22 protein-coding genes and 1 tRNA gene are annotated in these 23,409 nt (G+C 69.3%); 9 read left to right on the top strand and 14 right to left on the bottom strand.

Annotated elements, in window-relative coordinates; translation table 11 throughout:
• Positions 1–9: 9 nt before the first annotated feature.
• Positions 10–1,521 carry an NCS2 family permease gene (locus tag H0524_RS15605; protein ID WP_180199296.1) on the bottom strand — a complete coding sequence of 504 codons (1,512 nt, stop codon included), beginning with the start codon at positions 1,519–1,521 and terminating at the stop codon, positions 10–12.
• A 50-nt stretch (positions 1,522–1,571) separates the two neighbouring features.
• Between H0524_RS15605 and H0524_RS15600 the strand changes: the two genes are divergently transcribed.
• Complete coding sequence (locus tag H0524_RS15600; RefSeq protein ID WP_180199295.1) at positions 1,572–1,817, top strand: DUF2530 domain-containing protein; 246 nt, start codon at positions 1,572–1,574, stop codon at positions 1,815–1,817.
• Positions 1,818–1,835: 18 nt separating this feature from the next.
• On the opposite strand, the gene H0524_RS15595 is transcribed toward H0524_RS15600, so the two are convergent.
• The gene (locus H0524_RS15595; RefSeq protein WP_180199294.1) at positions 1,836–2,684 is read right to left on the bottom strand and encodes a DUF3027 domain-containing protein; all 849 of its coding nucleotides are present in this window, start codon (positions 2,682–2,684) and stop codon (positions 1,836–1,838) included.
• A gap of 85 nt (positions 2,685–2,769) precedes the next feature.
• Between H0524_RS15595 and H0524_RS15590 the strand changes: the two genes are divergently transcribed.
• Both H0524_RS15590 and H0524_RS15585 read left to right on the top strand, forming a co-directional pair.
• Positions 2,770–4,374, top strand: coding sequence for an MFS transporter (locus H0524_RS15590; RefSeq protein WP_180199293.1), 1,605 nt, complete (start codon positions 2,770–2,772; stop codon positions 4,372–4,374).
• Positions 4,371–5,021 (top strand): futalosine hydrolase, encoded by a 651-nt coding sequence (locus H0524_RS15585; RefSeq protein ID WP_180199292.1) that lies wholly within the window; start codon positions 4,371–4,373, stop codon positions 5,019–5,021. The genes H0524_RS15590 and H0524_RS15585 overlap by 4 nt, the downstream gene beginning before the upstream one ends.
• Here the strand turns inward: H0524_RS15585 and H0524_RS25435 are convergent.
• On the bottom strand, positions 4,990–5,322 hold the full coding sequence (locus H0524_RS25435; RefSeq protein ID WP_309225124.1) for a helix-turn-helix transcriptional regulator: 333 nt from the start codon (positions 5,320–5,322) through the stop codon (positions 4,990–4,992). The genes H0524_RS15585 and H0524_RS25435 overlap by 32 nt on opposite strands.
• Positions 5,323–6,296: 974 nt before the next feature.
• Between H0524_RS25435 and H0524_RS24930 the strand changes: the two genes are divergently transcribed.
• Both H0524_RS24930 and H0524_RS15570 read left to right on the top strand, forming a co-directional pair.
• Positions 6,297–7,436, top strand: a complete 1,140-nt coding sequence (locus H0524_RS24930; protein WP_180199291.1) for a hypothetical protein — start codon at positions 6,297–6,299, stop codon at positions 7,434–7,436.
• Positions 7,433–8,104, top strand: a complete 672-nt coding sequence (locus H0524_RS15570; protein ID WP_180199290.1) for a GNAT family N-acetyltransferase — start codon at positions 7,433–7,435, stop codon at positions 8,102–8,104. Before H0524_RS24930 ends, H0524_RS15570 begins: the two co-directional genes overlap by 4 nt.
• Before the next feature lie 240 nt (positions 8,105–8,344).
• On the opposite strand, the gene H0524_RS15565 is transcribed toward H0524_RS15570, so the two are convergent.
• Both H0524_RS15565 and H0524_RS15560 read right to left on the bottom strand, forming a co-directional pair.
• Complete coding sequence (locus tag H0524_RS15565; protein WP_180199382.1) at positions 8,345–8,719, bottom strand: cyclic-phosphate processing receiver domain-containing protein; 375 nt, start codon at positions 8,717–8,719, stop codon at positions 8,345–8,347.
• Between the two features lie 437 nt (positions 8,720–9,156).
• Positions 9,157–9,240, bottom strand: a tRNA-Tyr gene (locus H0524_RS15560).
• A gap of 147 nt (positions 9,241–9,387) precedes the next feature.
• On the opposite strand from H0524_RS15560, the gene H0524_RS15555 reads away from it, so the two are divergent.
• On the top strand, positions 9,388–9,882 hold the full coding sequence (locus tag H0524_RS15555) for a YajQ family cyclic di-GMP-binding protein (protein WP_018218214.1): 495 nt from the start codon (positions 9,388–9,390) through the stop codon (positions 9,880–9,882).
• 267 nt (positions 9,883–10,149) lie between these two features.
• The gene (locus H0524_RS15550) at positions 10,150–10,908 is read left to right on the top strand and encodes a DUF5131 family protein (protein ID WP_180199289.1); all 759 of its coding nucleotides are present in this window, start codon (positions 10,150–10,152) and stop codon (positions 10,906–10,908) included.
• A 31-nt stretch (positions 10,909–10,939) separates the two neighbouring features.
• Here the strand turns inward: H0524_RS15550 and tcmP are convergent, their stop codons facing one another.
• Together tcmP and H0524_RS15540 are read right to left on the bottom strand one after the other, a co-directional pair.
• Entirely contained in the window at positions 10,940–12,121 is a 1,182-nt protein-coding gene (tcmP, locus tag H0524_RS15545; RefSeq protein ID WP_180199288.1) for a three-Cys-motif partner protein TcmP, read from the bottom strand.
• Between the two features lie 258 nt (positions 12,122–12,379).
• Entirely contained in the window at positions 12,380–13,096 is a 717-nt protein-coding gene (locus H0524_RS15540) for an SDR family oxidoreductase (protein ID WP_180199287.1), read from the bottom strand.
• A gap of 192 nt (positions 13,097–13,288) precedes the next feature.
• Here H0524_RS15540 and H0524_RS15535 point away from each other — a divergent pair, with 192 nt between their 5' ends.
• Positions 13,289–14,128, top strand: coding sequence for a YoaK family protein (locus tag H0524_RS15535; protein ID WP_180199286.1), 840 nt, complete (start codon positions 13,289–13,291; stop codon positions 14,126–14,128).
• A 48-nt stretch (positions 14,129–14,176) separates the two neighbouring features.
• On the opposite strand, the gene htpX is transcribed toward H0524_RS15535, so the two are convergent.
• The 7 genes from htpX to H0524_RS15500 form a co-directional block, all read right to left on the bottom strand.
• Positions 14,177–15,043 carry a zinc metalloprotease HtpX gene (gene htpX, locus H0524_RS15530; RefSeq protein ID WP_180199285.1) on the bottom strand — a complete coding sequence of 289 codons (867 nt, stop codon included), beginning with the start codon at positions 15,041–15,043 and terminating at the stop codon, positions 14,177–14,179.
• 121 nt (positions 15,044–15,164) lie between these two features.
• Positions 15,165–16,712 carry an NADH-quinone oxidoreductase subunit N gene (locus tag H0524_RS15525; RefSeq protein ID WP_180199284.1) on the bottom strand — a complete coding sequence of 516 codons (1,548 nt, stop codon included), beginning with the start codon at positions 16,710–16,712 and terminating at the stop codon, positions 15,165–15,167.
• Between the two features lie 19 nt (positions 16,713–16,731).
• On the bottom strand, positions 16,732–18,243 hold the full coding sequence (locus H0524_RS15520) for a NuoM family protein (protein WP_180199283.1): 1,512 nt from the start codon (positions 18,241–18,243) through the stop codon (positions 16,732–16,734).
• Positions 18,240–20,189 carry an NADH-quinone oxidoreductase subunit L gene (locus tag H0524_RS15515; protein WP_180199282.1) on the bottom strand — a complete coding sequence of 650 codons (1,950 nt, stop codon included), beginning with the start codon at positions 20,187–20,189 and terminating at the stop codon, positions 18,240–18,242. The genes H0524_RS15520 and H0524_RS15515 overlap by 4 nt, the downstream gene beginning before the upstream one ends.
• Positions 20,186–20,569, bottom strand: a complete 384-nt coding sequence (gene nuoK / locus H0524_RS15510) for an NADH-quinone oxidoreductase subunit NuoK (RefSeq protein WP_180199281.1) — start codon at positions 20,567–20,569, stop codon at positions 20,186–20,188. Before nuoK ends, H0524_RS15515 begins: the two co-directional genes overlap by 4 nt.
• Positions 20,566–21,153, bottom strand: a complete 588-nt coding sequence (locus tag H0524_RS15505; RefSeq protein WP_180199280.1) for an NADH-quinone oxidoreductase subunit J — start codon at positions 21,151–21,153, stop codon at positions 20,566–20,568. Before H0524_RS15505 ends, nuoK begins: the two co-directional genes overlap by 4 nt.
• Positions 21,150–21,848 carry an NADH-quinone oxidoreductase subunit I gene (locus H0524_RS15500; protein ID WP_180199279.1) on the bottom strand — a complete coding sequence of 233 codons (699 nt, stop codon included), beginning with the start codon at positions 21,846–21,848 and terminating at the stop codon, positions 21,150–21,152. The genes H0524_RS15505 and H0524_RS15500 overlap by 4 nt, the downstream gene beginning before the upstream one ends.
• A gap of 238 nt (positions 21,849–22,086) precedes the next feature.
• Here H0524_RS15500 and H0524_RS15495 point away from each other — a divergent pair, with 238 nt between their 5' ends.
• On the top strand, positions 22,087–23,148 hold the full coding sequence (locus H0524_RS15495; RefSeq protein WP_180199381.1) for a glutathione S-transferase family protein: 1,062 nt from the start codon (positions 22,087–22,089) through the stop codon (positions 23,146–23,148).
• The last annotated feature ends 261 nt before the right edge of the window (positions 23,149–23,409 follow it).

Here is a 23,409-nt window from a genome sequence, read left to right as displayed (position 1 = left end):
CGCCCCACATCACAGCAGTACAGACTCGATCGGTCCGCGCAGGAAGTACAGGACGAAGAGGGCGGCCACGCCGTACAGCAGCGGGTGGACCTCCCGCGACTTACCCCGAGCGACCTTCATCAACACGTAGACGATCACGCCGGCACCGATGCCGTTGGAGATCGAGTACGTGAACGGCATCAACACGATCGTGAGGAACGCCGGGATCGCGATCTCGAAGTCGGTCCAGTCGATGGTCCGCACCGCGGTCATCATCAGGAACCCGACCACCACGAGCGCGGTGGACGCAGCCTCGAAGGGCACCACCAGCACCAGCGGCGTGAGGAACATCGCCAGCAGGAAGAGCACCCCGGTGACCAGGTTGGCCGCACCCGTCCGGGCACCCTCCGCGACACCGGCCGCACTCTCGATGTACGCCGTGTTACTGGACACGCTCGCGACGCCGCCGCCGGCCGCGGCGATCGAGTCGACCAGCAGGATCTCCTTCGCCCGGGGCGGGGTGCCCTGCTCGTCGAGCATCCCACCCTCCTGGCCGACCGCCACCATCGTGCCCATCGTGTCGAAGAAGTCGGTGATGATCAGCGTGAAGATGAACATCAGCACGACCAGCCAGCCGGCTCGGCTCCACGAATCGAGCACGTTGAACCGACCGAGCAGCGACAGATCCGGCACGTCCAGGATTCGGCTCGGCAACTCGGGCACGGTCAGCGACCAGCCCTTCGGGTTCGACACCCCGTTGACCATGGACGGGCCGATGTTGCCCAGCGCCTCGATGACGAGCGCCAGCCCGGTCGAGGCGAGGATGCCGATCAGGATCGCGCCCTTGACCCGGCGTACCACCAGGACCAGCGTCAGCAGCAGACCCACCACGAAGACCAACATCGGCCAGCTGACCAGCTTGCCGCCGATGCCCAGGCCGACCGGGACGGTGGTGTTCGCCGCGTCCGGAAGCCGCCGGACGAAACCCGCGTCAACCAGACCGATGATGGTCAGGAACAGCCCGATGCCGACCCCGATCGCCGCCTTCATCTGGGTGGGCACCGAGCGAAACACTGCGGTACGCAGCCCAGTCAACACCAGCACCGCGATGATCACACCTTCGATCACCACCAGACCCATCGCGTCCGCCCAGGTCATCTCTGGGGCGATCTCGTACGCGACCAGCGCGTTGACGCCGAGACCGGCGGCGACCGCCAGCGGGAACCGGCCCACCACGCCCATCAGGATCGTCGCCAGGCCGGCGACCAACGCGGTCGCCGCGGCGAGCGCCGGGATCGGCAGCCGTTCCCCGGCGCCATCAACGGCGGAGCCGAGGATCAGCGGGTTGAGCACCACGATGTAGGCCATCGTGAAGAAGGTCGCCAGCCCACCGCGCACCTCCCGGCCCAGCGTCGAACCGCGGGCGGATATCTGGAAGTAACGGTCGAAGCCGTTCCGCGGTGTCGCGGGCGGCGTGGCATCGTTCGGCGGGGCTACTGCCATCGGGTCCTCGCAGGTGCTCTCTCGTCTCGTCGGCCGCATCGTCGCAGATCGTCGGCCCGCCAGGAAAACTGATCCCGTACGCTGGCTCCGTGCTGAAGCAGCCGCAACGGCGGACCGAACCGCTCGACCCGCCGATGGTGCCGTTCGCCCTCGCCGGGATGGCCGGCTGGGCGATCGCCGGAGTCGTGCTGCTGTTCTTCCGCGACCAGCTGGTGGACACCGGTCGCGAGGGCTGGCTCTGGACCTGCCTGGCCGGGTTCCTGTTGGGTCTGCCCGGTCTCGCCGTGATGATGCGGTACGACTCGCACCGACGTCGCCGCCGCGCCGGTCACTGACCCACGCCGGCGATCACCTCACAGTTGGACATTCGACCCCGCCACCTCGGCAACCTCCGCCACCTCGGCCGACCGGTCGGCCTCGCGCACCGACACGGCCTCCACCGCGCTGTCGTCGTAGACGGTTGGTAGCTCCTCGGCGGGGGTCTCCGGGGACCCGGCCAGAATCTCCGAGTGCGCACCGCAGCCGTGGTCGGCGCTGACCACGCGGCCGTCATCCGGAGCGAAGAGGTTGCCACAGGCGCCGAAGGACTGGCACAGCGCTCCGGCGAGCGGCAGATAGAAGCCGCAGGTCCCGCAGCGGGCAGCCACCGGAGCGGCGGTGGCGATCGGTGCGGCCGGCCCGTGGTCGCCGTCGTACCACCGTTGGGCGGCTTCGCCGCGCCCCTCCCGGGACATCACCCGCGCCCGGCCGAGACCCAACTCCCAGGCGGCCTTCTCGACCGCCGGGTCGTCGGAGAGCAGATAACCGGGCTGCAGCCGGTCGTCGTCGGGCGGGCTGGGCAGCAGGTCACCCGGGCCGAGGTCACCGGGCTGTAGCCGCTCCTGCCAGGGCAGCCAGCCCGGGGCGAGCAACGCATCCGGGCCGGGTAGCAGCACGGCCTCACACACGGTGACCGTGCGACTGCGGGGCACCCGGGTGACGGTGACAGCCCAGCGCCAGCCGCGATAGCCCGCGAGCCGACACTCGAAGTAGTGCGTGACGAGGCGATCACCTTCGGCGACAGTCTGGAGATGGTCGCCGACATCCGCCGGGTCAACGTCGGTGATGGCGTCGCGAGCCACCTCGACGGCGGCGGCACAGACCTGGTCGAGACGGGGGGCACGAGCGGAGGCGGACCTGGTCACCCGACCATTGTTCCCCATGCGTGGGACCACCTGACAGGGACTCCCCGAACCAAACACGGCAGTGGCGGCTCGCACGCCCGGCCGATGGGTGAGACTGGTGCACATGCCGTCCTCCCTCCAGCCCGAGCGCTCCTTCCTCGGGTGGACTGTCGGCACCGGCGTCAAGGCCGTCCGCCTGCTACTGCGCGGTTCGGCCAACAGCGGCCGCTGGATGACCCGGTCAGTGGGGCGGGCCCGCGCCCGGGGCGCCGGCCGGGAAGCCGGCATGATCCGTCTCTTCGACCTGCACGCGCTCTCCTGCGCCGGGGACACCCTGATCGCGATCGGCCTGGCTGGGACGATCTTCTTCAACGTGCCGCTCGGAGAGGCGCGCAGCAAGGTCGCGCTCTACCTGCTGGTAACCATGATCCCGTTCGCCCTACTCGCCCCGGTGGTCGGCCCGCTGCTTGATCACTTCCGGCATGGCCGGCGGTACGCCCTGGCCACCAGCATGCTCGGACGGGCGTTCCTGGCGTGGCTGATCTCTGACTACATCCACGGCTTCGGCCTGTACCCGGCGGCCTTCGGAGTGCTGGCGCTCTCCCGCGCGTACGGCGTGGCCCGGTCGGCTGCCGTACCCCGGCTCCTCCCGGACGGGCTCGGGCTCTCCCAGATCGGGGCCAGAGCCAGCGTGTACGGCACCATAGCCGGCGCCCTGCTCGCGCCGATCGGCCTGGCCGCCTTCTGGTTCGGTCCGCAGTGGCCGCTCCGGGTCGCCTCGGTGATCTTCCTGGTCGGCATGGTCATCGCCCTGCGGCTGCCACCCAAGGCGGACTCGGAGCCGCCCGAACGGGTACCGCGCCCGCTGCGGGCGCTCCGGCGAAGTGCCCGCGACCGCCCCCTCGGCCGGGGCGGTCCGCACGGCCGACTGGTCATCGCCACCCTGATCGGCGCCGCCACGCTGCGCGCGGTCTACGGCTTCCTGCTGCTCTTCCTGGCCTTCGCGATCAAGGCCGGCGACCTGACCACCGTTGTCTTCGGCCGGGACCTGGGCGACGAGGCCGCCCTCGGGCTGGTCGGCGGGGCGCTGGCGATCGGCAGCTTCCTGGCCACCGCGATCGGCACCCGGCTGCGGATCCATCGCCCGGCAGCGCTGCAGTCCAGCGGCATGGTGATCATCGCTGGGGTGGCTGTCCTCGCCACGCTCAAGTTCTCGCTGCTGATGGTCGCCCTGCTCTGCCTGGTCACCGCACTGACCAGCGGCATCGCCAAGCTCGCGGTGGACGCCTCGATCCAGGAGCGCATCCCCGAACGGCTGCGGGCCAGCTCGTTCGCCCACTCGGAGACGGCACTGATGCTCGCCTTCGTCGCCGGCGGCGGGTTGGGGCTCGTCCCGTTCGACGGCCGGCTCGGCATCGCCGTCGCCGCCGGGGTCGCGACGCTCGCCACGGCCCGCGGGATCCTGGTCGCGGGCCGGCTGCGGGCGGAACGGCTGGCTGGTCGGCCGTTGGCGGACGACGAAGTCGCCCGGGACGAGTCGCCCCTCGTCGAGTCGCCCCTGGCCGAGCCCGCCGCCGACGACCCGACCCCCACCTCGCCCGCCCCGAGACCCGGCACCGGGGGCGACGAGGACCCGGCACCACCGGGTTTCCACCTCTACCGCCCGTCGTCGGCGGTGGGCGGGCCGGGCAGCAGCGATGAGGAGCGCCGTCCGGGGCCGATCCCGTGACCGGGGTCCTGGTCGTCACCGCGGTTCCCGCCGAGGCCGAGGCGGTCCGTGCGGGGCGGGGGCCGACGGTCACGGTAGCGCCGGTCGGGGTCGGCCCGGCGGTGGCCGGGGCCGGAACCGCCCGGCTGCTGGCCCTGGCGGAGGCCGCTGGCCGCCCGTACCGCCTGGTCGTCAGCGCAGGCGTGGCGGGCGGATTCCCGGACCGGGTCGAGGTCGGCGGAACGGTCGTCGGCACCAGTGCGATCGCCGCCGACCTGGGCGCCGACTCCCCGGCGGGCTTCATCCCCGTGGACCAGCTCGGAATGCCGGCCGAGTTGCTGGGCGCCGGCCCCGCCATCACCGCGGACCCGAACCTGGTCGCCACCCTCCGGGCCGCGCTCCCGGCCGCCACGGTGGGTCCGGTGCTGACGGTCAGCACGGTCACCGGAACGATCGCCGGGACCGAGGCGCTCCTCCGCCGGCACCCCGACGCGGTGGCCGAGGCCATGGAGGGGTACGGGGTGGCCGTCGCTGCCGCACAGGCCGGACTACCCTTCGTCGAGCTCCGTGCCATCTCCAACCCGGTCGGGCCGCGCGACCGCGACGCCTGGCGCCTCCGGGAGGCTCTCGCCGCCCTCACCGAGGCCGCCCTGGCCCTGCCCGGCTGAGGGCGTGGTCGAGGCTGGTCGGGCCGGCGGTTGCCGGTCGAGGAGGGCCTAACCGCAGCGCCAGCAGCGACCCGTCACGCTGCACGCCGCCAGCGTGGAACAGGCGCTCGACCGTCCGCAGCCGCGGGTCCGCCCCGGGCTGCGACTCAATTCGCGCCACCGTGCTCTTTGGTACGCCCGAACGCTCCGCCAGCTCGCGTTGGCTCAGATCGGCCCGACGGCGCAGGGCACGCAGCGTGGCACCGAGGTCGAGACGCGCCTCGGGGTGGAGGCCGGGGCGCACCTCTGAATGGAAAGACACGAGACGATGCTCCAGGGCACGAGCACGGGCTTCAACAGGCCCGCAAAACCTGTGGATAAAGCTGTGGACATAGAGCGCGGCAGTTCGGGCTCGGCAGTCCGGGCCGAGAGGTCGCTCGGCCCGACCCGCCACACCCGTGGGCGGCAGGGTGCGGGGACACCGGGGCACAGCCCGGCGGATACTCCTAAACCGCCGAAACCCGACCTTTCCTTCAACCCATCGATGGGGCAGCTCAACAGCGAGCACCGATAAACCCACCTCGGATCCGCACCCGAAATCGGCAGACCCACTCTGGACAAACCTTGCCAAATCAAAGCTTTTATCATCATTTTAGGTGCTTACCGCTCAAAGCCTTCTTATTCTGACCGAATACCGAAAACACCTGCGAAGGCAGGACGAATACCGGTAATTCTCCCGACTGCAGCCCGTCACCTATCGATTTCGATCGAATATCAAGTTCCGCTCCCCTGATACGTCACCCCTTCTCACCTGGGGAAACCGCATAACCAGCCTGCAGAGAGGCCTGCAGCAATCGATCGAGCAGGCCAGGTAACGGCCACGCCCGGTGCCGGCCAAATCCGGCCATTGCCGTTGGTCCGGTCTCCGCACGACGCCCAGGACAACGGCGAAATTTCTGGGCATCAAGGGTGTATGTATCATCGTTGCCCAAGTCAGCCAGGGCAGGCAGCGCCCGCCGCGTTGAATCGGGGTGCCTTCATCTCGATTCGGCGCTGCATACAAGGCGACTGGGAAGGTGATTCAAAACCCGACTGGGCAGTGCAAGTGAGCGACCAAATCGCACTCGCCTGAATCAGAAATCTCTGACGGCGAGAAAACCTTGGGGAGAACAGGAAGCCGTGCCTCGCTTTATTGCGTACGTAAGAAGCGCCTCAACGTTGATGGGCTACTTCGCAGGCGTCTTGATGTATTTCGCATACGCTTTTCCGAATCAGGATTGGCTTAATCCTGGCCTAGTGATTACGCTCTTCGTTGGCATCTTTCTTCCATATTACTCCCGCATCAGCAACAAGATCGATGAATGGCTGTGCTTCAAGACCGCCTTCGTCACCCCGGGCCGACTGGGACGATTTTTGGCTCAGTGGCTCTTCAACCTGGGAGTCTTCTATGTGTTTCTTCGCAGTGACGTTATCGCGTTAGCCGACGCCGACACACTGGGCGGCTTATGGGGAATTTCACTCCTGACCACCGCCGCATCCCAGGGAATTCAGTACGTCGCCATCACCTTGGCTAATCGGGAAATCGGCAACGTTAATCGCAACGTTGCATGGGGGCTGGCATCCAACATCGTGGTAACTGCGGTAGCGGCTGTCGGCGTGGGCTGGATGCGACCGGTCTTCATCCTCTCCGGACTACTCTTCGGCGGACTGGTAATTGGCATCGGAATTCTCTCCGACATTCGCTCAGTACGGCCACGCACCGGCGGTGTTGGTATCTTCTTTGGCACTTTCAACCCGTTTCACAACACCCACCTGGCCATAGTCAAACAGGCGCTCAGTGAGCGAAAGCTGGATAAGATCATTATCCACTCCACCATTATTCCAAAGCTTCACGCAGATGCACTGAGCAAGGGCGAAATCACGATTGCGGAGCGCCACAACGGCATGCGCGTGTACGGCCGTACCGAAAAAGCCGACGTCCATGTGAACTACTTTCCCACGGGGAACAGGTTCTACGAGTTCGAGACACGAAAGCGAATGATGCAGTGGGCCGTAAAGGAGGAGGGGCTCGCGGACCAGGTGGAGGTCCTGTCGTTCCCGGACACGTACCTGAACAGCGGCTTCTACGGCGTGATCCGGAAGATACGAGAGCAGAATCCAGGTAAACGACTACACGGCATCCACGGCAGCGACCTTGGCGGAATGTGGATCAGGCGAATCTACGACGAAGCTGGTTGGCTCTACCCCTATTCGGTTCGCCGGGTGGATCAGGTCTCGGCAACAGCTATTCGCAACGGAAAACAGGGCACCGCTCCCCGGGTGATTGAAGACATTCTTCGCTCCTTCCGCGAATCCGAAACCACCGTACGGGTGGGAGAACGCACCTTCCGGATACACGATGGCCTGCTTGAGGAGAGGGCGGAAGTTTCGTCGTGACCGCCCTGCCTGACAAAACAACGGGAGACGGGCTGCTCATAAAAATGGTGGAGAACGAGGAAGAGAAGCAGAAAGCCTTCCTGGTTCGCGCCATTGTGTACATGCACGAGCAGAATTGTCCGTACCACGAGGAGTTCGACCTCAACGACTACTCCGCGACCCACATAGTCGGACTGCTGGGGGAAGAGCCGGTGCTCGCCGCCCGGATTCGCTATCTGCCAGAAACGGCTAAATTCGAACGTGTGGCCATACGCACCAAATACAGAGGAAGAGGGTACGGGCACCTCCTCTTCCGCTTCATGATTGACTTTAGCAGGCAAAAAGGGTACGACCGCCTGTATCTGCATGCCCAGACTCGGTTGCAGCAATTCTACGAAGGCTACGGATTTCACACCGTCGGCAGTCCTTTCGTGTTCTCAGATCATGAGTACGTAGAGATGCTGTCGGAGCGGACCGAACCGGAGCCGCACGCCCAAGAAACGAGCCCAGCTGCTTATATCGGCTCAGACCCAATGCGGTTGAACCGCCCAGAAGGGCGGCTTGACCAGCCCGGACCACTGGATGACTCGCTAGCTCGGGCAGAAGAGTCAAGACGCGCTACCGCCCACGTCACGCCATCGCCACTCAAGGCGACCCTTGTTGCAGCCCTACCAGGTGACGTCGGGTAAAGCTGGAGGTCCGCCCGAAGAACGGAAGCGTGGAAAAGTAAAAGAGCGAACCTCCCGGTCGGGACAGCGGTTCTCCGAATCGCCGTCCCGGCCTGGAGCCGCTGCCGGGTCACAAGGGCTGCGCCTCACCCGAACACGGATTTTTCTGATGGCATGGACGCCAGCGGCAACGATAGATCAGGAAGCCCGTCGACGCCGCCGGACGGCCTACGAAGCCTTCTGTACTGGGGCGGTCGCCGGTCATCGCGTCGTGGTAGGGGTGTCGAGGTAGGCGACGTCCGGCGAGTTCGACGCGACGTTTACGCGGTAGCCCCAACGTCGGAGTGCCTGGGCCATCTTCGCTGTTCCGGATGGGTTGGCGGAGTGGATGTTGATCACGCCGACATCGAACGGTCGGCCGTCGAAGGCGGCGCGCTCGAGGACCTCGACGACCGGCCAGATCGTGTCATCTGCACCAAGATCATGATCAAGCCACAGTTCGTCCAGCCGTTGATCGTGGCAACGCTCGAGCAGTTCCACTCCGGCTGTACTAGTACGGGCCACGTCCGCGCTGCGGCCGTCAACGAAAGAACGTAGATCGTCCACGAGGACGATTCGAGATTCGTACGATGGCATACGAGGATGGTGCCTGGCCGTTGATTTAGGTTCCAGACGGTGCGGGGCCAGGCTGCTCTGCACCGCTACGGGGCCTCCTCACCCTGGGCCGGCGACCGTACGATTGCCGGCCGCGTGTGTGTCCGGCTGGCTCAACGCCGGAACCCCCGACTACCCACGTCGCCGAATGGGCCGGACACAGCGTGCACGTCCTGATGCGGGCCTACGCGAAGTGCGTCTACGGCCAGGAGGAAGCGGCCCGCCGCCGGGTAGAGGCGGCGCTCGGCCTGACGAAGCCGCCTGCCGGAACCCGCCTGACGGCTTCCGGCACCGATGATCTCCGCGACACATATACGACACAGCCAACGAGATTGAGCGAGTTAGAGCGGGACTGAGCTGGACTCACGAAAGAGGCCCCTGACCGGCGTACGCGCTGGTCAGGGGCCTCTTTCTGCACCTGGTGGCGGGTGAAGGATTCGAACCTTCGAAGCTTTCGCGACGGATTTACAGTCCGCTCCCATTGGCCGCTCGGGCAACCCGCCAAGGCACCCGCCGCGTCGCGACGCGGCGGCGAGAGCAAGGATAGCGGCTCGCCCCGACGTGGCCGCAACCGGGTACCGTCAGGGGGCGCACGGCCGGCCCGTAGTGCACGTAACAGGACAGACCGCCAGGACAACAGGAGTATCAGCATGGCAGCCAACCCGTCGTTCGACATCGTGAGCAAGGTCGACCGTCAGGAGGTTGACAACGCCCTCCGCCAGACGGAGAGGGAGCTCTCGACGCGGTTCGACTTCCGGGGCACCGGCGCCGAGATCTCCTGGTCGGGCGAGGAGGCGATCAGCCTTCGGGCGGAGACCGAGGAGCGGGTCCGAGCCGCGCTCGATGTTTTCAAGGAGAAGCTGGTCAAGCGGAACATCTCGCTGAAGTCGCTGGACGCCGGGGACCCGCGCGGGTCGGGTAAGGAGTTCAAGGTCGACTGCAAGGTCATCCAGGGTATCGAGACGGACAAGGCCAAGGCGATCAGTAAGAAGATCCGCGACGAGGGCCCGAAGGGCGTCCAGGCGCAGATCCAGGGTGACCAACTCCGCGTGACCGGCAAGAAGAAGGACGACCTGCAGGCCATCATCGCCATGCTGAAGGGCGAGGACTTCGGCGTGGCGCTCCAGTTCACCAACTACCGGTAAGAAGGCACGCCAGCCTGGTCACCACACCGGCTACGCCTTTTCACCTGGGCAGAGTCGTCGCCAGTTGTCGTCGTTGGTCACCCAAGATCGCCCTCCGACGGCCTGGTGGCGGCCGAGCCGCGTCCCACTCTGGGCCTTGCGCGTTGGTCGATTCGGGCATCGGCACCTGCTGTCCCCGTGTTGCTCGCCCGACAGAAAGATCGCCTCCACGCCTTTCAATCCGTACGCATGTTCGACAGAATCGTTCCAACCGGCCGGGGAGTGGTGATGGCAGACAAGAGCTCTATCGAGTGGACCGAAGCCACATGGAACCCGACAACTGGCTGCGATCGCATCTCGCGCGGCTGCGACCACTGCTATGCGTTGACCCTGGCGAAGCGGCTGAAGGCCATGGGGTCGGGCAAATATCAGACAGACGGTGACCCTCGTACGTCAGGACCGGGCTTCGGAATCGCGGTACACCCCGGTGAGCTGACGTTGCCTCTTCGATGGCGAGAGCCCCGCGTCGTGTTCGTCAACTCGATGAGCGACCTGTTCCACGCAAAGGTTCCCTTCGACTTCGTCGAGCAGGTCTTTGGCGTCATGGCGGCGACCCCGCAGCACACCTACCAGGTACTCACCAAGCGAGCCGCGAGGCTTGCAAAGCTCGCTCCCCGACTGACCTGGCCAGCCAACGTCTGGATGGGTGTCTCCGTCGAGGACGACGAACAGACGGAGCGCATCGATCATCTCCGCCGAGTGCCCGCTGCCGTCCGGTTCATCTCGGCCGAACCGCTACTCGGCCCGCTGGACGACCTGAACCTGGAGAGCGTTGACTGGCTGATCGCCGGTGGTGAGTCTGGTCCCGGCTGCCGGCCGGTCGATCCCGCTTGGGTGCGATCCCTGCGTGGCCAATGCACTGCCGGCGGTACGGCATTCTTCTTCAAGCAGTGGGGCGGCAGGACGCCAAAGGCCGGCGGTCGTGAGTTGGACGGCCGGACCTGGGACGAGATGCCGACAGCACGGGAACTCACCCCGATCGGGTAGAAGCCAGCCTGCGGACAACGGACCACAACCCCTACGAGCGCCGCAGCTGCTCCTTCCAGAAATCGCCCTTGCCAGTATTGGCCACAGATATTCCGCTCAGTTGCTTTACGGCGCTCCGGACGTGAGGGGTGCTTGCCTGGCCTAGAGTCGCGCCGTAGACATCCGGCACGTAATCGGCAGGGCAGAAGGATCCCACCTCGTCCAGCAGCCGTTCGAGGTTCCCCGCTATGATCCTCGTCCACTCGGAGCCGTGATTACTGCTGTGGCTCTCGGGAGTCGGCAACTCGTCATCGCCAAACAACGAGCCCTGCCCGTACCTCTCCCCCTTACGGAGCATGTCCGCCTGCCACGCCACCGACCACTCCACGCCCGCCTTGCCCAGCGAGTCCGCGAAGTGCCAGGCTCCATCGCTACTGGCCGTGAACAGCGCCAGCACGTACTTCGGTAGAAGATCGGGCCTGGGCCGCACCGGCATCTTGACCGCTCGGTATCTCGTTCCGGCTGTCAAACGCTTCTCGTACGTGTCACAGACCTCCAGGGCAATCGCGGTAGCTCGCTGCTCGTCGCCTTCGTCCCGAACACCGACAAAGTGTTCTTGCCACCAGTCGCCGCCGAGGAAACGGTCCAGGCGGCCGGCGGTCTTCTGATCCGCCGACGAAAGCTCCCCGCGCCTGGACCGAGCCCCATGTACAGCACGGCCCATCCGGGCGACGCTCAACACGCTGAAGTGGAGCAAGACCTCAGTGGGCGGCCACGACGGCCGACCGAGTAGGGCGGCCTTGAGGAGGTCAAAATCCAACGCGGGGCCGAACGGGTCGAGAAAGACGAACAGCGACGCGCCCTGGGCTCGCCTCAGGACTTCGGAAAGGTGCTCGTCAACCGAGCCGGGCCGGAGGACCCGTTCAGCGTCGCCACCCTTCTCGTCGAGCACGCGCTCCAGGTTGGCGAAGTTGTCCGGATTCTGCTCGATGAAGAATCCGAGGACATTGCGGTAGCCCTTGACGAACTCAGCACACCGCGACAGCAGCAGCGGCGAACCCGGCTGCCCGTCGCCGTACTCGCCCCTACCGGCGTAACCATCGAGGAACACAACCCGGTTACCATCGACGCTTTTGCCCGTCTTCGACGCGAAGACGACCGGGTAGCGGCTCAGGATGCCATGTTTGAAGACGGCAGCCGCCTTCTTTGACGCGAAGAAGTCAGTCCCGGCCACAAGCCCTCCCCGACGACTACCGCTGGTAGCGCCACGCTAGCGGAAGGTTGCGATAGACGGAAGGCGATGAACCGCTGTGGTGACGCCCCGAAAGCCCCGCCAGGAGGGATCGACGCGATGGGCCGAGCCGAATGGCATCCTGGACGGGACGCGTGAGATGGGGCCTCGCTACCCGGCCTGTCGTGACACGCCCCCCGCGGGGGAGCCACCGTCGGACGGGCCTGGCGGCGGCCTGACTGTCCGTTGGGCCCACCACGGTCAGCGCTCCGGGCCCACGACCTGCTCGAAGCGGAACTCGCGGATGAAGCAGTCCCGCGGCTGACCGACCGCGAAGAGCACGCAGTCCACAACAGACTGCGCGGTCAGGTCGTCGGATGCCGTCCGTGGACCGTCTTGCACGAAGTCCGGCGGGAAGAGGGAGATGACGCGAATTCCTTCGGCTCGTAGTCGATGGGACATGATCTCGGCGAAGCCGGCCTGGGCGTGCTTGGCGGCGTAGAAGGCGGGGTGGGCCGTCGAACGGTGGTGGCCGACCTCGCCGCAGGCGGAGATCATGTTGACGATGTCCGGCCGTGTTGACGCTCGCAGCAGCGCCAGCAGGTGTTTGGTGAGCAGGACCGTGCCGGTCGCGGCACCGCCGATCGTGGCGATGATGTGATCATCCTCGATGTCGCCGAGGTCCGCACCGGGCAGGTAGCCCGCACCGTTGTTGACCAGGACGTCGAGGTGTTCGGTGCGCTCGGTCAGCGCCGCCGCGAACGCGCGTACCGAGTCGGGGTTGGTCAGGTCGCAGCCGAAGGCCTCGCCGCTCCCCCGCCCCCGCTGTCGGATCATTTCCGTGGTGCGCCTCGCTGCCGCCGCGTCTCGGGCGGAGACAAACACCTGCGCGCCGTGCTCGGCGAAGGCGGTCGCCAGGAGGCGTCCGGAGTCGCGTCCGGCACCGGAAATAGCAACCCGTAGTCCGTCCAGATTCATTGCAGGATCAGAACAGGTGAAGCTGACGTGATGTCAAAGTGGGTCACCGGCCGACCACGTCAGGTCTTCGGTGCCTGGCCTGGAGCATGAAAGTCGGCGGCGCGGGAAGAAGCGATCCCGGCGAGGGCCGGAACGGCCACAGCCTGGCAGGACGACAGCCGACGAGGAGCAACAGGCCGGAAAGGCAGCCGGATGCGGGGGGCGAGGGCGCAGGATGCGGAGTTCGTCCGCCCGGACCTGTCCCACCGGGCCGTTGCCCGGCTGCTCGTCGTGCTCGCCACCGCCTCCGGCTGCCTCGACGTGTTCTGTGTGACCCAGCTCGGTGGGTTCTTCGCCAGCGTGATCACCGGCAACCTGGTCCAGCTCGGCCACAATATCGTCGCCATGGACTCCCGCCTGCTCAGCGGCGGGTCGGTAGCGGTCGGCGGTTACGCGATCGGCGTGGCCGGCGGCACCCTGCCGCTACGCCACGCCAAGTTGGGCTGGCGTTCCCGTACGCATCTGGTCATGGTGGTTCAGGTGCTGCTGCTGGTCGGCGTGGCGGGGGGCTGGTGGGCCACCGGGGGGCGCCCCGGATTCGCCGCTTCCCTGACCCTGCTCTTCGCCGCCGCAGCGGCCAGTGGAATACAGAGCGTGGTGACGATCAGCTCCGGGATACCGCACGCCACCACGACGTACCTCACCGGATCGCTCACCTCCATCGTACGGGGGGTGGTCTTCGACCCGCACCGGTTCGCGGCGGGTGCGGCCGGTGTGACCCGGTTGCTGGGGCTGCTCGGCGGCGCGGTGCTCGGCGCGGCGGTCCTGCGGGTCGCGCCGCTCTGGGCGCCGGCGCTGGCCGCGGCGCTGGTGGCCTCGGTCCTGGCCACCGCGATCGCCGTCAGCCGGTCACGCCGCCGGCTGCGGTCGCGCTCACCGGGCGAAGATGAGCAGCAGGATCACCGTGAGGATCGCGCTGATCAACACCGAGCCGAGGCAGCCGAGCCGGTTGGAGAAGAAGACGAACACGGAGGTCGTGGTACCCACCAATGAGGGGGTTCAGGCACCGACCCGGGAGGAGGGTGCCTGAACCCAGCCGGTTCAGCGGTGCTGGATGGGGCCGGTGCGGGCCATCTGTTCCAGCCGGGCGACCCGCTGCTCCATCCGGGGGTGGGTGGAGAAGAGCGCCGCCATGCCGCCGCCCTTGAACGGGTTGTCAATCATCAGGTGGGCGGCGCTGGTGAGCTGCCCCTGCGGCGGCAGCGGGCGCGCCTGGGTGCCCTTGTGGATCTTCTGGAGGGCGCTGGCCAACGCCAACGGATCCCGGGTGAGCTGGGCGCCGGAGGCGTCCGCCTGGAATTCGCGGCTACGGCCGATCGCAAGCTGGATCAACGTGGCGGCGATCGGGCCCAGGATCATGGTCAACAGCAGCACCACCGGGTTGCGCCCCTCCTCGTCGTCACCCCCGAGCCGGATGAAGAACGCCAGGTTGGCCAGGGCGGTGATGATGCCGGCCAGGCCGGCGGCCACGCTGGAGATGAGAATGTCCCGGTTGTAGACGTGCGACAGTTCATGTCCGATGACGCCACGCAGCTCGCGGTAGTCGAGGATCTCGACGATGCCCTGGGTGACACAGACGGCCGCGTTCTCCGGGTTCCGACCGGTTGCGAACGCGTTGGGCTGTTTGGTCGGGCTCATGTAGAGCCGGGGCATCGGCTGCCGGGCCTTGCTGGCCAGTTCCCGCACCATCTGGTAAAGCTCGGGGAACTGTGCCTCACTGACCGGTTGCGCCCGCATCGCGCGCAACGCGAGCTTGTCGGAGTAGAAGTAGCTGACGCCGTTCATCCCCAGCGAGATGAGGACGGCGATCACCAGTCCGCCACTGCCGCCGAACCAGTAGCCCACCGCCAAAATCAGGGCGGTGAGCAGGCCGAGCAGCGCGGCGGTCTTCAGACGGTTATGGTGCACGGTCACTCCTTCGGTGCGCGGACCGCGTTGGTCCGCCGACCGGTTCAACACCACCGGTACCCGTCAACCATCCGTCATATGGCTGTGAAATGCCTGGTAAAGAGGGGGTAGGCCCGCTGGGTCAGCGGGCGGCGAGGTCGAGCACGAGCTGCGGGGCGAAACCGACCGCCAGCGCCACGACCGTCGCCGCCGCCAGGACCGCCGCGACCGGCTTGGCCCGGACCAGCATCGCTGCCGGTTCGGTCGGCGCCACCGCCGGACCCGTCGCCGCTGCCGGGTCGGTCGGTGCCGCTGCCGGGTCGGTCGGTGCCGCTACCGGCCGGTCGGTGGACCAGAGCGCGGCGACAACCCGCAGGTAGTAGGCCAGGCCGAGCACCGCGTTGACCGCCACCACCAGGGCCAGCCAGCCGGCACCTCCGGCAAGCAGCGACCGGACCACGGTGACCTTCGCGAAGAGCCCGGCGAGACCGGGCGGCAGACCGGCGAGCCCGACCAGTGCCAGCGCCAGCCCCACCGCCGCCCACGGCCGGCGCCGGGCCGCGCCCCGCAACTCGTCGAGGGTGCCGCCGTCCGCGCCCGCCGGCCGCAGCGCGACCACGGCCGCGAACGCCGCCAGCTCCAGGACCACGAAGAAGACCGTGTACGCCACCGCTGCCGCGTACGCGGCGGCGCGGGCGTCGCCGGTGCGGCCCGCGGCGAGGGCCAGCGCGCCGAGCGGCGCGAGAATGTAGCCCGCCTGGGCCACCGAGGACCAGGCGAGAAGCCGTACGGTGCGGCGCTGGCGCAGCGCCACCAGGTTACCGACGGTCATGGTCAACACTGCGAGCAGCGCGAGCACCGGGCCGGTGGTCCGGGCCGGCAGGGCGTGCTGCACCACCGCGAGCAGGGCCACCACCCCGCCGAGCTTCGAGACCGTGGAGAGGTACGCGGCCACCGGCAGCGGCGCGCCGTCGTAGGTGGTGGGCGCCCAGGCGTGGAAGGGCACCGCCGCCACCTTGACCGTCAGCCCCACCACGACCAGCGCCACGGCAACCGTGGTCAGCGGGATGTCGAGCAGCTCCGGCTGCTCGGCGAAGAGCACCCCGAGCCGCCGGAGGTGCAGCGCGCCGGTGGCCGCGTAGAGCAGGGCCGCCCCGAGCAGGGCCAGCGTCGTGGCGACCACGCTGACCACGAAGAAGGTCACCGCCGCCTCGATGCTGGCCAGGCTGCCCCGGCGCAGGCCCACCAGGACGTACAGCGGCAGGGTGAGGGTCTCCAGCGCCACGATCAGGGTGATCAGGTCACCGGCCGCGCCGAGCACCACCCCGCCGGTCATCGAGGCGGCGAGCAGGAAACAGTACTCGCCCACCGGCGTCGCCCCGGCCCGCAGCAGCGGCCCGGAGAGCCCCAGCACGCCCAGGGTCAGCAGCGCGACGAGTACGGCGACCAGGGCGGCCCGGCCACCGAAGACGTACGAGCAGTCGGCGCCGACACAGAAGGTACGGCGTTCACCGCCGCCGCCGACGAAGATCGCGCCGGCGGCGGTGGCGAGCGCACCGAGCGCAGCGGCGGAGACGGTGACCCGCGCCCGGGCCACCAGCAGGTCGGCGAGGAGCACCAGCACCGCCGTCCCGGCGGCCAGGTACGCCGGCAGCAGCGCCACGTTGTCGACGGTCTGCACCATGCTCATGCCCGTACCTCCAGCCAGCTCACGGGCGCCCCGGCAGCAGCGCGTCCACCGGCGCCTGGGCCACGCCCAGGACCAGGATCGGGGCCAACCCCACGGCAAGCGTGAGCAACACCAGCGGCGCCCAGGTCAGCAGTTCCGCCCGCGCCACCCCCGGCCCGAGCGGCGCCACCGCCGGGCTGGCCCGGCCGTGGGTGACCTGGCGGAGCAGCCGCAGAAGGTAGGCGGCGGTGAGCGCACCGCCGAGCGCCGCGAGGACGGCGAGGGTCAGCCAGAGGGGACCGCCGACGCGGACCGCGGCGACCACGGCGAAGGCCTCTCCCCAGAAGCCGGCCAGGCCGGGCAGGCCCAGCGAGGCGACGGCGGCGAAGCCGAGCAGGCCGGCCAGCCGGGGCGCGGTCTCCCGCAGCCCGGACAGGTTGGCCAGGTCACCGGTGTGCGCCCGGTCCTTGATGGCGCCGGCGAGGAAGAACAGCAGGCCGGTGATGATCCCGTGCGCGATGTTGCCGATCAGGGCTGCCCGCAGGCCGGTACCGGTGAGCGTGGCGACACCGAGGAGCACGAAGCCCATGTGCCCCACGCTGGAGTACGCGATCAGCCGCTTCAGGTCAGTTTGCGCCAGGCAGACCAGGGAGCCGACCAGGATCGCCGCGACCGCGAGCACACCGAGTACCGGCGCGGCCCACTCGGCGCCTTCCGGGGCGACGCCGACCGCGACCCGGATCAGCCCGTAGGTGCCCATTTTGAGCAGCACCCCGGCGAGGATCACACTGCCGACGGTGGGCGCCTGGGTGTGCGCGTCGGGCAGCCAGGAGTGCAGTGGCCACAGCGGGCTCTTCACCGCGAAGGCGAGCGCCAGCAGGGTGAACGCGGCGAGCTGCGGCCCGCGGGAGAGCCCGGTGCCGCCGGTCAACGCCACGATGTCCGCGGTGCCGGCGGCGGTCACCACCACCAGGACGCCCACCAGCAGCAGCACCGAACCGAAGAGGGTGTAGAGGGCGAACTTGCGGGCCGCCCGGTGCCGGTCGGGCCCACCCCAGCCAACGATGATCGCGTACATCGGCAGGAGGACGACCTCGAAGAAGACGAAGAAGAGCACCAGGTCGAGGGCGAGGAAGGTGCCGAGGATGCCCACCTCGACCACCAGCAGCAACGCCACCAGGGCCCGGCCGCTCCCCCCACTGGGGACCTTCCAGAGGGTGTAGCCGCAGCAGAGCAGGGTCAGCAGCGCAGTCAGCACGACCAGTGGCCAGGAGATGCCATCCACCCCGAGGTGGAGGCGGAGATCCAAGCCGGGCACCCAGGGCAGATCCACCTGATGCCAGGGGCGGACCGCGGGGCTCGGGTCGGTGCCCGCCCCGCCGTCGTCGCCGCCCGCGACCAGCGGCAGCGCGGCGAGCAGGGTCAGCCCGGCGGCCACCGTACCGACCAGGCGGGCGGCCCGGTCGTGCCGGAGCGCGGCGACGACCACCGCGCCGGCCGCCGGGACCGCCAGCACCGCCACCAGCAGGACCTGTCCCACGAGCCCGCTCATGCGTCGCCTCCGATCAACACGGCCGCCAGCCCGATCAGCAGCGCGCCGGCCAGCACACCGGCGGCGGCCCGGGGCAGCGTGGCGCGATGCCACGCCGCCAGCCCGCCCCCGAGCCACCAGGCCACCCGGCCGCTGCCGGTGACCGCGCCGTCCACCACCACCTCGTCGGCGGTACGCGCACCAGCGGCGAGCCGCGCGATCGGGCGTACCACCAGGGTGTGCTGGAGGTCGTCGAGCCAGAACGCGCGGGCCGAGAGCGGTCGCAGCGGACCCAGCAGCACGGCCGGGTCACCGCCCGGATCTCGCCGCCAGCGGGCCCAGGCGAGCCCCGCCCCGAGCGCCAGCAGGACGAGCGGCAGCAGCACGGTCGGGCCGACGTGCACCAGCGGGTCGGCGGGCAGCAGCTCCGCGGAGCGCTCCCGGGTGGCCGACCCGTACGGCTCGAGCCACCGGGCGAAGGTTCCGGAGAATCCGGCCAGACCGAGCAGCGCCGCCGGGACGGTCAGCAGCAGCACCGGCCAGCGCAGCACCGCGGGCGGGTCGTGCGGCTGACGCAGCGGGCTGCGGGGCGCGCCGAAGAAGGTACGCAGCAGCAGCCGGGTGGCGTACCCGGCGGTGAGGGCGACCCCGACCAGCCCGGCCAGCCACACCGACCAGCCCACCCAGGCCGGCGCGGGGCCGCCGTGCCGGGTGGCTTCCTCGGCGGCGTACAGCACGGAGTCCTTGCTGAAGAAGCCGGACAGCGGCGGCAGCCCGGCCAGCGCGCCGAGGCCGACCAGCATGGACCAGAAGGTCACCGGCATCGTCCGGCGCAGGCCACCGAGCTGGGACATCAGCGCGGTACCCGCGGCGTGGATCACCGCCCCCGCGGCGAGGAAGAGCAGCGCCTTGAAGGCGGCGTGGGTGAGCAGGTGGAACAGGGCCGCCGCGGGCGCCCCCACGGCCAGCGCGCCGGTCAGGTAGCCCAGTTGGGAGACCGTTGACCAGGCGAGGACCCGCTTGAGGTCGTCCTGGGCGATGGCGGCGAACGCGCCGAGCAGCAGGGTGATCGAGGCCAGCACGCCGAGCACCGCCAGGGCGACCGGCACCTGCCCGAAGAGGGGGAAGAGCCGGGCCACGACGTAGACCCCGGCGGCCACCATGGTCGCCGCGTGGATCAGCGCGGAGATCGGGGTGGGGCCGGCCATCGCGTCGGGCAGCCAGGTGTGCAGCGGGAACTGGGCGCTCTTGCCGGCCACCCCGGCGAGCAACAGCAGGCAGGCGGCGGTGAGCAGGCCGGTGGCGTGGTCGTGGCCGAGCACGTCGGCGATCCGGAAGCTACCCGCGGAAACGCCGAGCAGCGCGATCCCGAGCAGGAAGCCGACGTCACCCACCCGGGTCACCAGGAATGCCTTCATCGCGGCGCCGGGTGCCGCGGGCAGCCGTCGCTCGTGGGCGATCAGGAGGTACGAGCAGAGGCCCATCACCTCCCAGCCGACCAGCAGCAGGATGAGGTCGCCGGCGACCACCACCAGCAGCATCGCGGCGGTGAAGAGGCTGATCTGGGCCGCGTACGGCGGGTAGCGGTGGTCGACGTCCACCTCGTCGTGCGGGCCGTTCCGGAGGTAGCCGATCGAGTAGACCTGCACGGCGAGGGCCACCGCGGCGACGGCGACCGCCACCAGCGCCACCGTCGAGTCCAGCCGGACGCCGAGGGTGACCGTCAGGCCGCCGAAGTCGATCCAGGTCCGGGTGGCCTCGGCCGGTGCGTCGAGGGCGGCCAGCAGGGCGACGGCGAGGAGTAACGACAGGGCCGCGCCGGTCGTCCCGAGGGTGATCGCCGCCCGGCGGGCCCGCCGGCGCGCCGCACCGGGTTGCGGGGACGCCGGCGGCAGCAGGAGCCCGAGCAGGCCGGTCACCAGGGGTACGGCCGGCAGCAGCGTGCCGAGCAGGACGGGCGTGCTCACCGGTCTGCCTCCCCGGGGGTGGCCGCCGTGGTGGGCGGGGGCGCTGACGGCTCGACCGGGGCGTTCGGCGGCGGGGGCTCGGCCAGCGGCACCTCGTCCACGGCCACGCTGGCGCGCATCCGGTAGAGCTGCAGCACGATGGCCAGCCCGACGCCCACCTCGGCGGCGGCCAGCACGATCACGAACAGCGCGAAGACCTGGCCGCCGTGCGGCAGCTGGGACCGAACCGTGGTGTCGGCGGTGACCAGGATCAGGTTCACCGCGTTCAGCATCAGCTCGACCGCGATCAGCACCAGGATGGCGTTACGTCGGCGCAGCACCCCGTAGGTGCCGAGCCCGAACAGCAGGGCGGCGGTGACGTAGGGGATGACCGGCCTCACCGGGACCGCCTGCCCTCGGTAGAGGTCACGGTGGAGGTCACGGTGGAGGTCTCGTCCGCCCCGCTGCCGCCGGCCGGGCCCACCGGTGACCGTCCGATGTCCGGGCGGGACAGGATGATCGCCCCCACCAGGGCGGCGAGCAGCAGCACCGAGAGCACCTCGAAGGGCAGCACCCAGCTGCCGAAGATCTGCTCCCCGATCCGTTCGGCGCTACCCGCCGTGGGTAGCGGCACCGACGACCACCGGTACGCGTCCACCAGCAGCGCGGCCAGCCCGAGCCCGGTGCCGCCGCCGATCAGGGCGGCCGGCCAACCCGGTCGGTCCAGGTCGGTGGAGGCGCCGATCGGGGCACGGGTGAGCATCACCGCGAAGAGCAGCAGCACCACCACCGCCCCCACGTAGATCAGCACCTGCACCCAGGCGACCAGCTCGGCGGTGAGGACCAGGTACATCCCGGCCACCGCGGCGAGGCAGAGCACCAGGTAGAGGCCGGCCCGGACCAGGTGCCGGGTGGCCACCGCCAGGGCGCCGGAGCCGACCGCCAGCGCGCCCAGGGCGAGCAGCAGCGCGTCGGTGCCGGTCACGGCGTCGGGCCTTCCCCGGCGGCGGTGTCCCCGGCTGATCGGGCCCCGGGGCGGGGCGGGGGGCGATCCGCGGCACGGGGCGGGGCGGCCGCCGGGCGTTCGGTGGAGCGGGGCGGGGCGGCCGCCGGGCGTTCGGCGGGGCTGGCCGGGATCGCGGCCTTCCGCGCGGCGGCGGTCTCCTCCTTGGCCGGCTCGCCGTTCGGGTCGTGCGCGGGCGGCGGCGGCACGGTGCCCATCCACTCGCCGAGGTGGTCCTTGTCGTGCAGGAGATCCTTGATGTCGTACTCGGCGTACTCGAACTCCGGGGACCAGTAGAGCGCGTCGAACGGGCAGACCTCGATGCAGATCCCGCAGTACATGCAGAGCGAGAAGTCGATGTCGAACCGGTCCAGCACGTTGCGCTGCCGGGCGCGGGCCGCCCCGGGCACCACCACCTCCTCCTTGTGCGAGTCGATGTAGATGCACCAGTCCGGACACTCGCGGGCGCAGAGCATGCAGACCGTGCAGTTCTCCGCGAGGAGCGCGATCACGCCGCGCGAGCGCGGCGGCAACGCCGGGGCGACATCCGGGTACTGCTGGGTGGCCGAGCGGCGGGTCATCGTCTTCAGCGTGACCGCGAGCCCCTTGACCAGGCCTGCGCCGGGAAGGCTGCGCTCGCCGGCGGCCGGGTCGCTGCGCTCGCTGGGGTCGGTCATGCCGACCATCCTGCCCTGTGCCCCCCGGCGGGCGCGACCACCACCCGGGTGCGGACTACGGCGGGCGGCCGGTGCGGGCCGCGACCGTCGGCCGGGGCCAGCTGCGACCGTCGGCCACCGCCGGCGGGTGACCCATCGGTCGGGCGAGGCGCGGCCGGGTTACGGCACGACGCTTCGCGCGCCGACTGATCCGGCGATGATGGGTGGTGAGCGCATCGCGACGACCAGAGGGGGCGGCGTGACCGAGGGCGCGACGGCGGGCAGCGGCGAGGCGGCGCTGCGCCGCACCGGCGGGAGGTACGTCGAGCCGGGCGGCGAGTTCACCCGGGATCAGCGCTACATCGCCACCCGGATCACCGCCGACGGCGGGGACGGCTGGCCGGTGGAGCCGGGGCGGTACCGGCTGGCGGTGAGTCGCGCCTGCCCGTGGGCGAACCGGCTGGTCATCGTCCGACGGCTGCTCGGGCTGGAGGACGTCCTCTCGATGGCGATCGCCGGCCCGACCCACGACCGGCGAAGCTGGAGCTTCGACCTCGACCCCGGTGGGCGGGATCCGGTGCTCGACATCGAACGGCTCGCGGACGCCTACTTCGCCCGCTTCCCCGGCTACGACCGCGGGATCACGGTCCCCGCGATCGTCGACGTACCGACCGGGCAGGTGGTGACCAACGACTTCGGGCAGATGAGTCTCGACCTGTCCACCGAGTGGACCGCGTACCACCGCGACGGGGCACCGGAGCTCTACCCGCAGCGGCTCCGGGACGAGATCGACGAGGTGAACGCGGTGGTCTTCGCCGATGTCAACAACGGGGTCTACCGCTGCGGCTTCGCCGGCAGCCAGTCGGCGTACGACCGGGCGTACCGGCGGCTGTTCGACCGGCTGGACTGGCTGAGCGACCGGCTCGCCGAACGCCGCTACCTGGTCGGGGACACAATCACCGAGGCAGACGTACGGCTGTTCACCACGCTGGTCCGCTTCGACCCGGTCTACCACGGCCACTTCAAGTGCAACCGCAGCAAGTTGACCGAGATGCCGGTGCTCTGGGCGTACGCCCGGGACCTGTTCCAGACCCCCGGGTTCGGGGACACCATCGACTTCGATCACATCAAGCGGCACTACTACGCGGTGCACGGGGACCTCAACCCGACCGCGATCGTCCCGCTCGGCCCGGACCTGGCGAACTGGCTGACCCCGCACGGTCGGGGGGAGTTGGGTGGTCGCCCCTTCGGCGACGGCACCGCCCCGCCGCCGCCCCCACCGGCCGAGCGGGTCGACCCCGCACACACCCCCCTGCGATGACGGACTGCGGCTGGCGACGCGGCACCGTCCTTTGTGACGCCGCCGGCATCACCACACCAGCGAGCCCTCACCGCCTCGGCGTGGGCCGGACCAGTTTTGGTTAGCCACAAGCTGAAGGGTGACGCGCCCACGACGGCCGCTGGCCAGATCTTGACCGGTGGTGGCGGAGACCGCATGCGCGGACCAAGCAGGCGTGAGTCGCGCTAAGAGATGTCTCGTAACTCGGTGGAGGCGTTGTGCGGCAACGGTGCTGGTGTCAGC

This window comes from Salinispora sp. H7-4 (genome assembly GCF_013416675.1).
Taxonomy (GTDB): domain Bacteria; phylum Actinomycetota; class Actinomycetes; order Mycobacteriales; family Micromonosporaceae; genus Micromonospora; species Micromonospora vitiensis.
Note: the sequence above shows the minus strand (reverse complement) of the source record. Positions and strands in the feature narration are given on the sequence as shown.

Bases quoted from the DNA above. Each gene is read 5' to 3' on its own strand.
- H0524_RS15535 (WP_180199286.1), top strand. From the start codon at position 13,289: ATGCGGGGGGCGAGGGCGCAGGATGCGGAGTTCGTCCGCCCGGACCTG.
- H0524_RS15555 (WP_018218214.1), top strand. From the start codon at position 9,388: ATGGCAGCCAACCCGTCGTTCGACATCGTGAGCAAGGTCGACCGTCAG.
- H0524_RS15520 (WP_180199283.1), bottom strand. From the start codon at position 18,243: ATGAGCGGGCTCGTGGGACAGGTCCTGCTGGTGGCGGTGCTGGCGGTC.
- H0524_RS15500 (WP_180199279.1), bottom strand. From the start codon at position 21,848: ATGACCGACCCCAGCGAGCGCAGCGACCCGGCCGCCGGCGAGCGCAGC.
- H0524_RS15590 (WP_180199293.1), top strand. From the start codon at position 2,770: ATGCCGTCCTCCCTCCAGCCCGAGCGCTCCTTCCTCGGGTGGACTGTC.
- H0524_RS15540 (WP_180199287.1), bottom strand. From the start codon at position 13,096: ATGAATCTGGACGGACTACGGGTTGCTATTTCCGGTGCCGGACGCGAC.
- H0524_RS15565 (WP_180199382.1), bottom strand. From the start codon at position 8,719: ATGCCATCGTACGAATCTCGAATCGTCCTCGTGGACGATCTACGTTCT.
- H0524_RS15605 (WP_180199296.1), bottom strand. From the start codon at position 1,521: ATGCGGCCGACGAGACGAGAGAGCACCTGCGAGGACCCGATGGCAGTA.
- H0524_RS15595 (WP_180199294.1), bottom strand. From the start codon at position 2,684: ATGGGGAACAATGGTCGGGTGACCAGGTCCGCCTCCGCTCGTGCCCCC.
- H0524_RS15525 (WP_180199284.1), bottom strand. From the start codon at position 16,712: ATGAGCATGGTGCAGACCGTCGACAACGTGGCGCTGCTGCCGGCGTAC.
- H0524_RS15550 (WP_180199289.1), top strand. From the start codon at position 10,150: ATGGCAGACAAGAGCTCTATCGAGTGGACCGAAGCCACATGGAACCCG.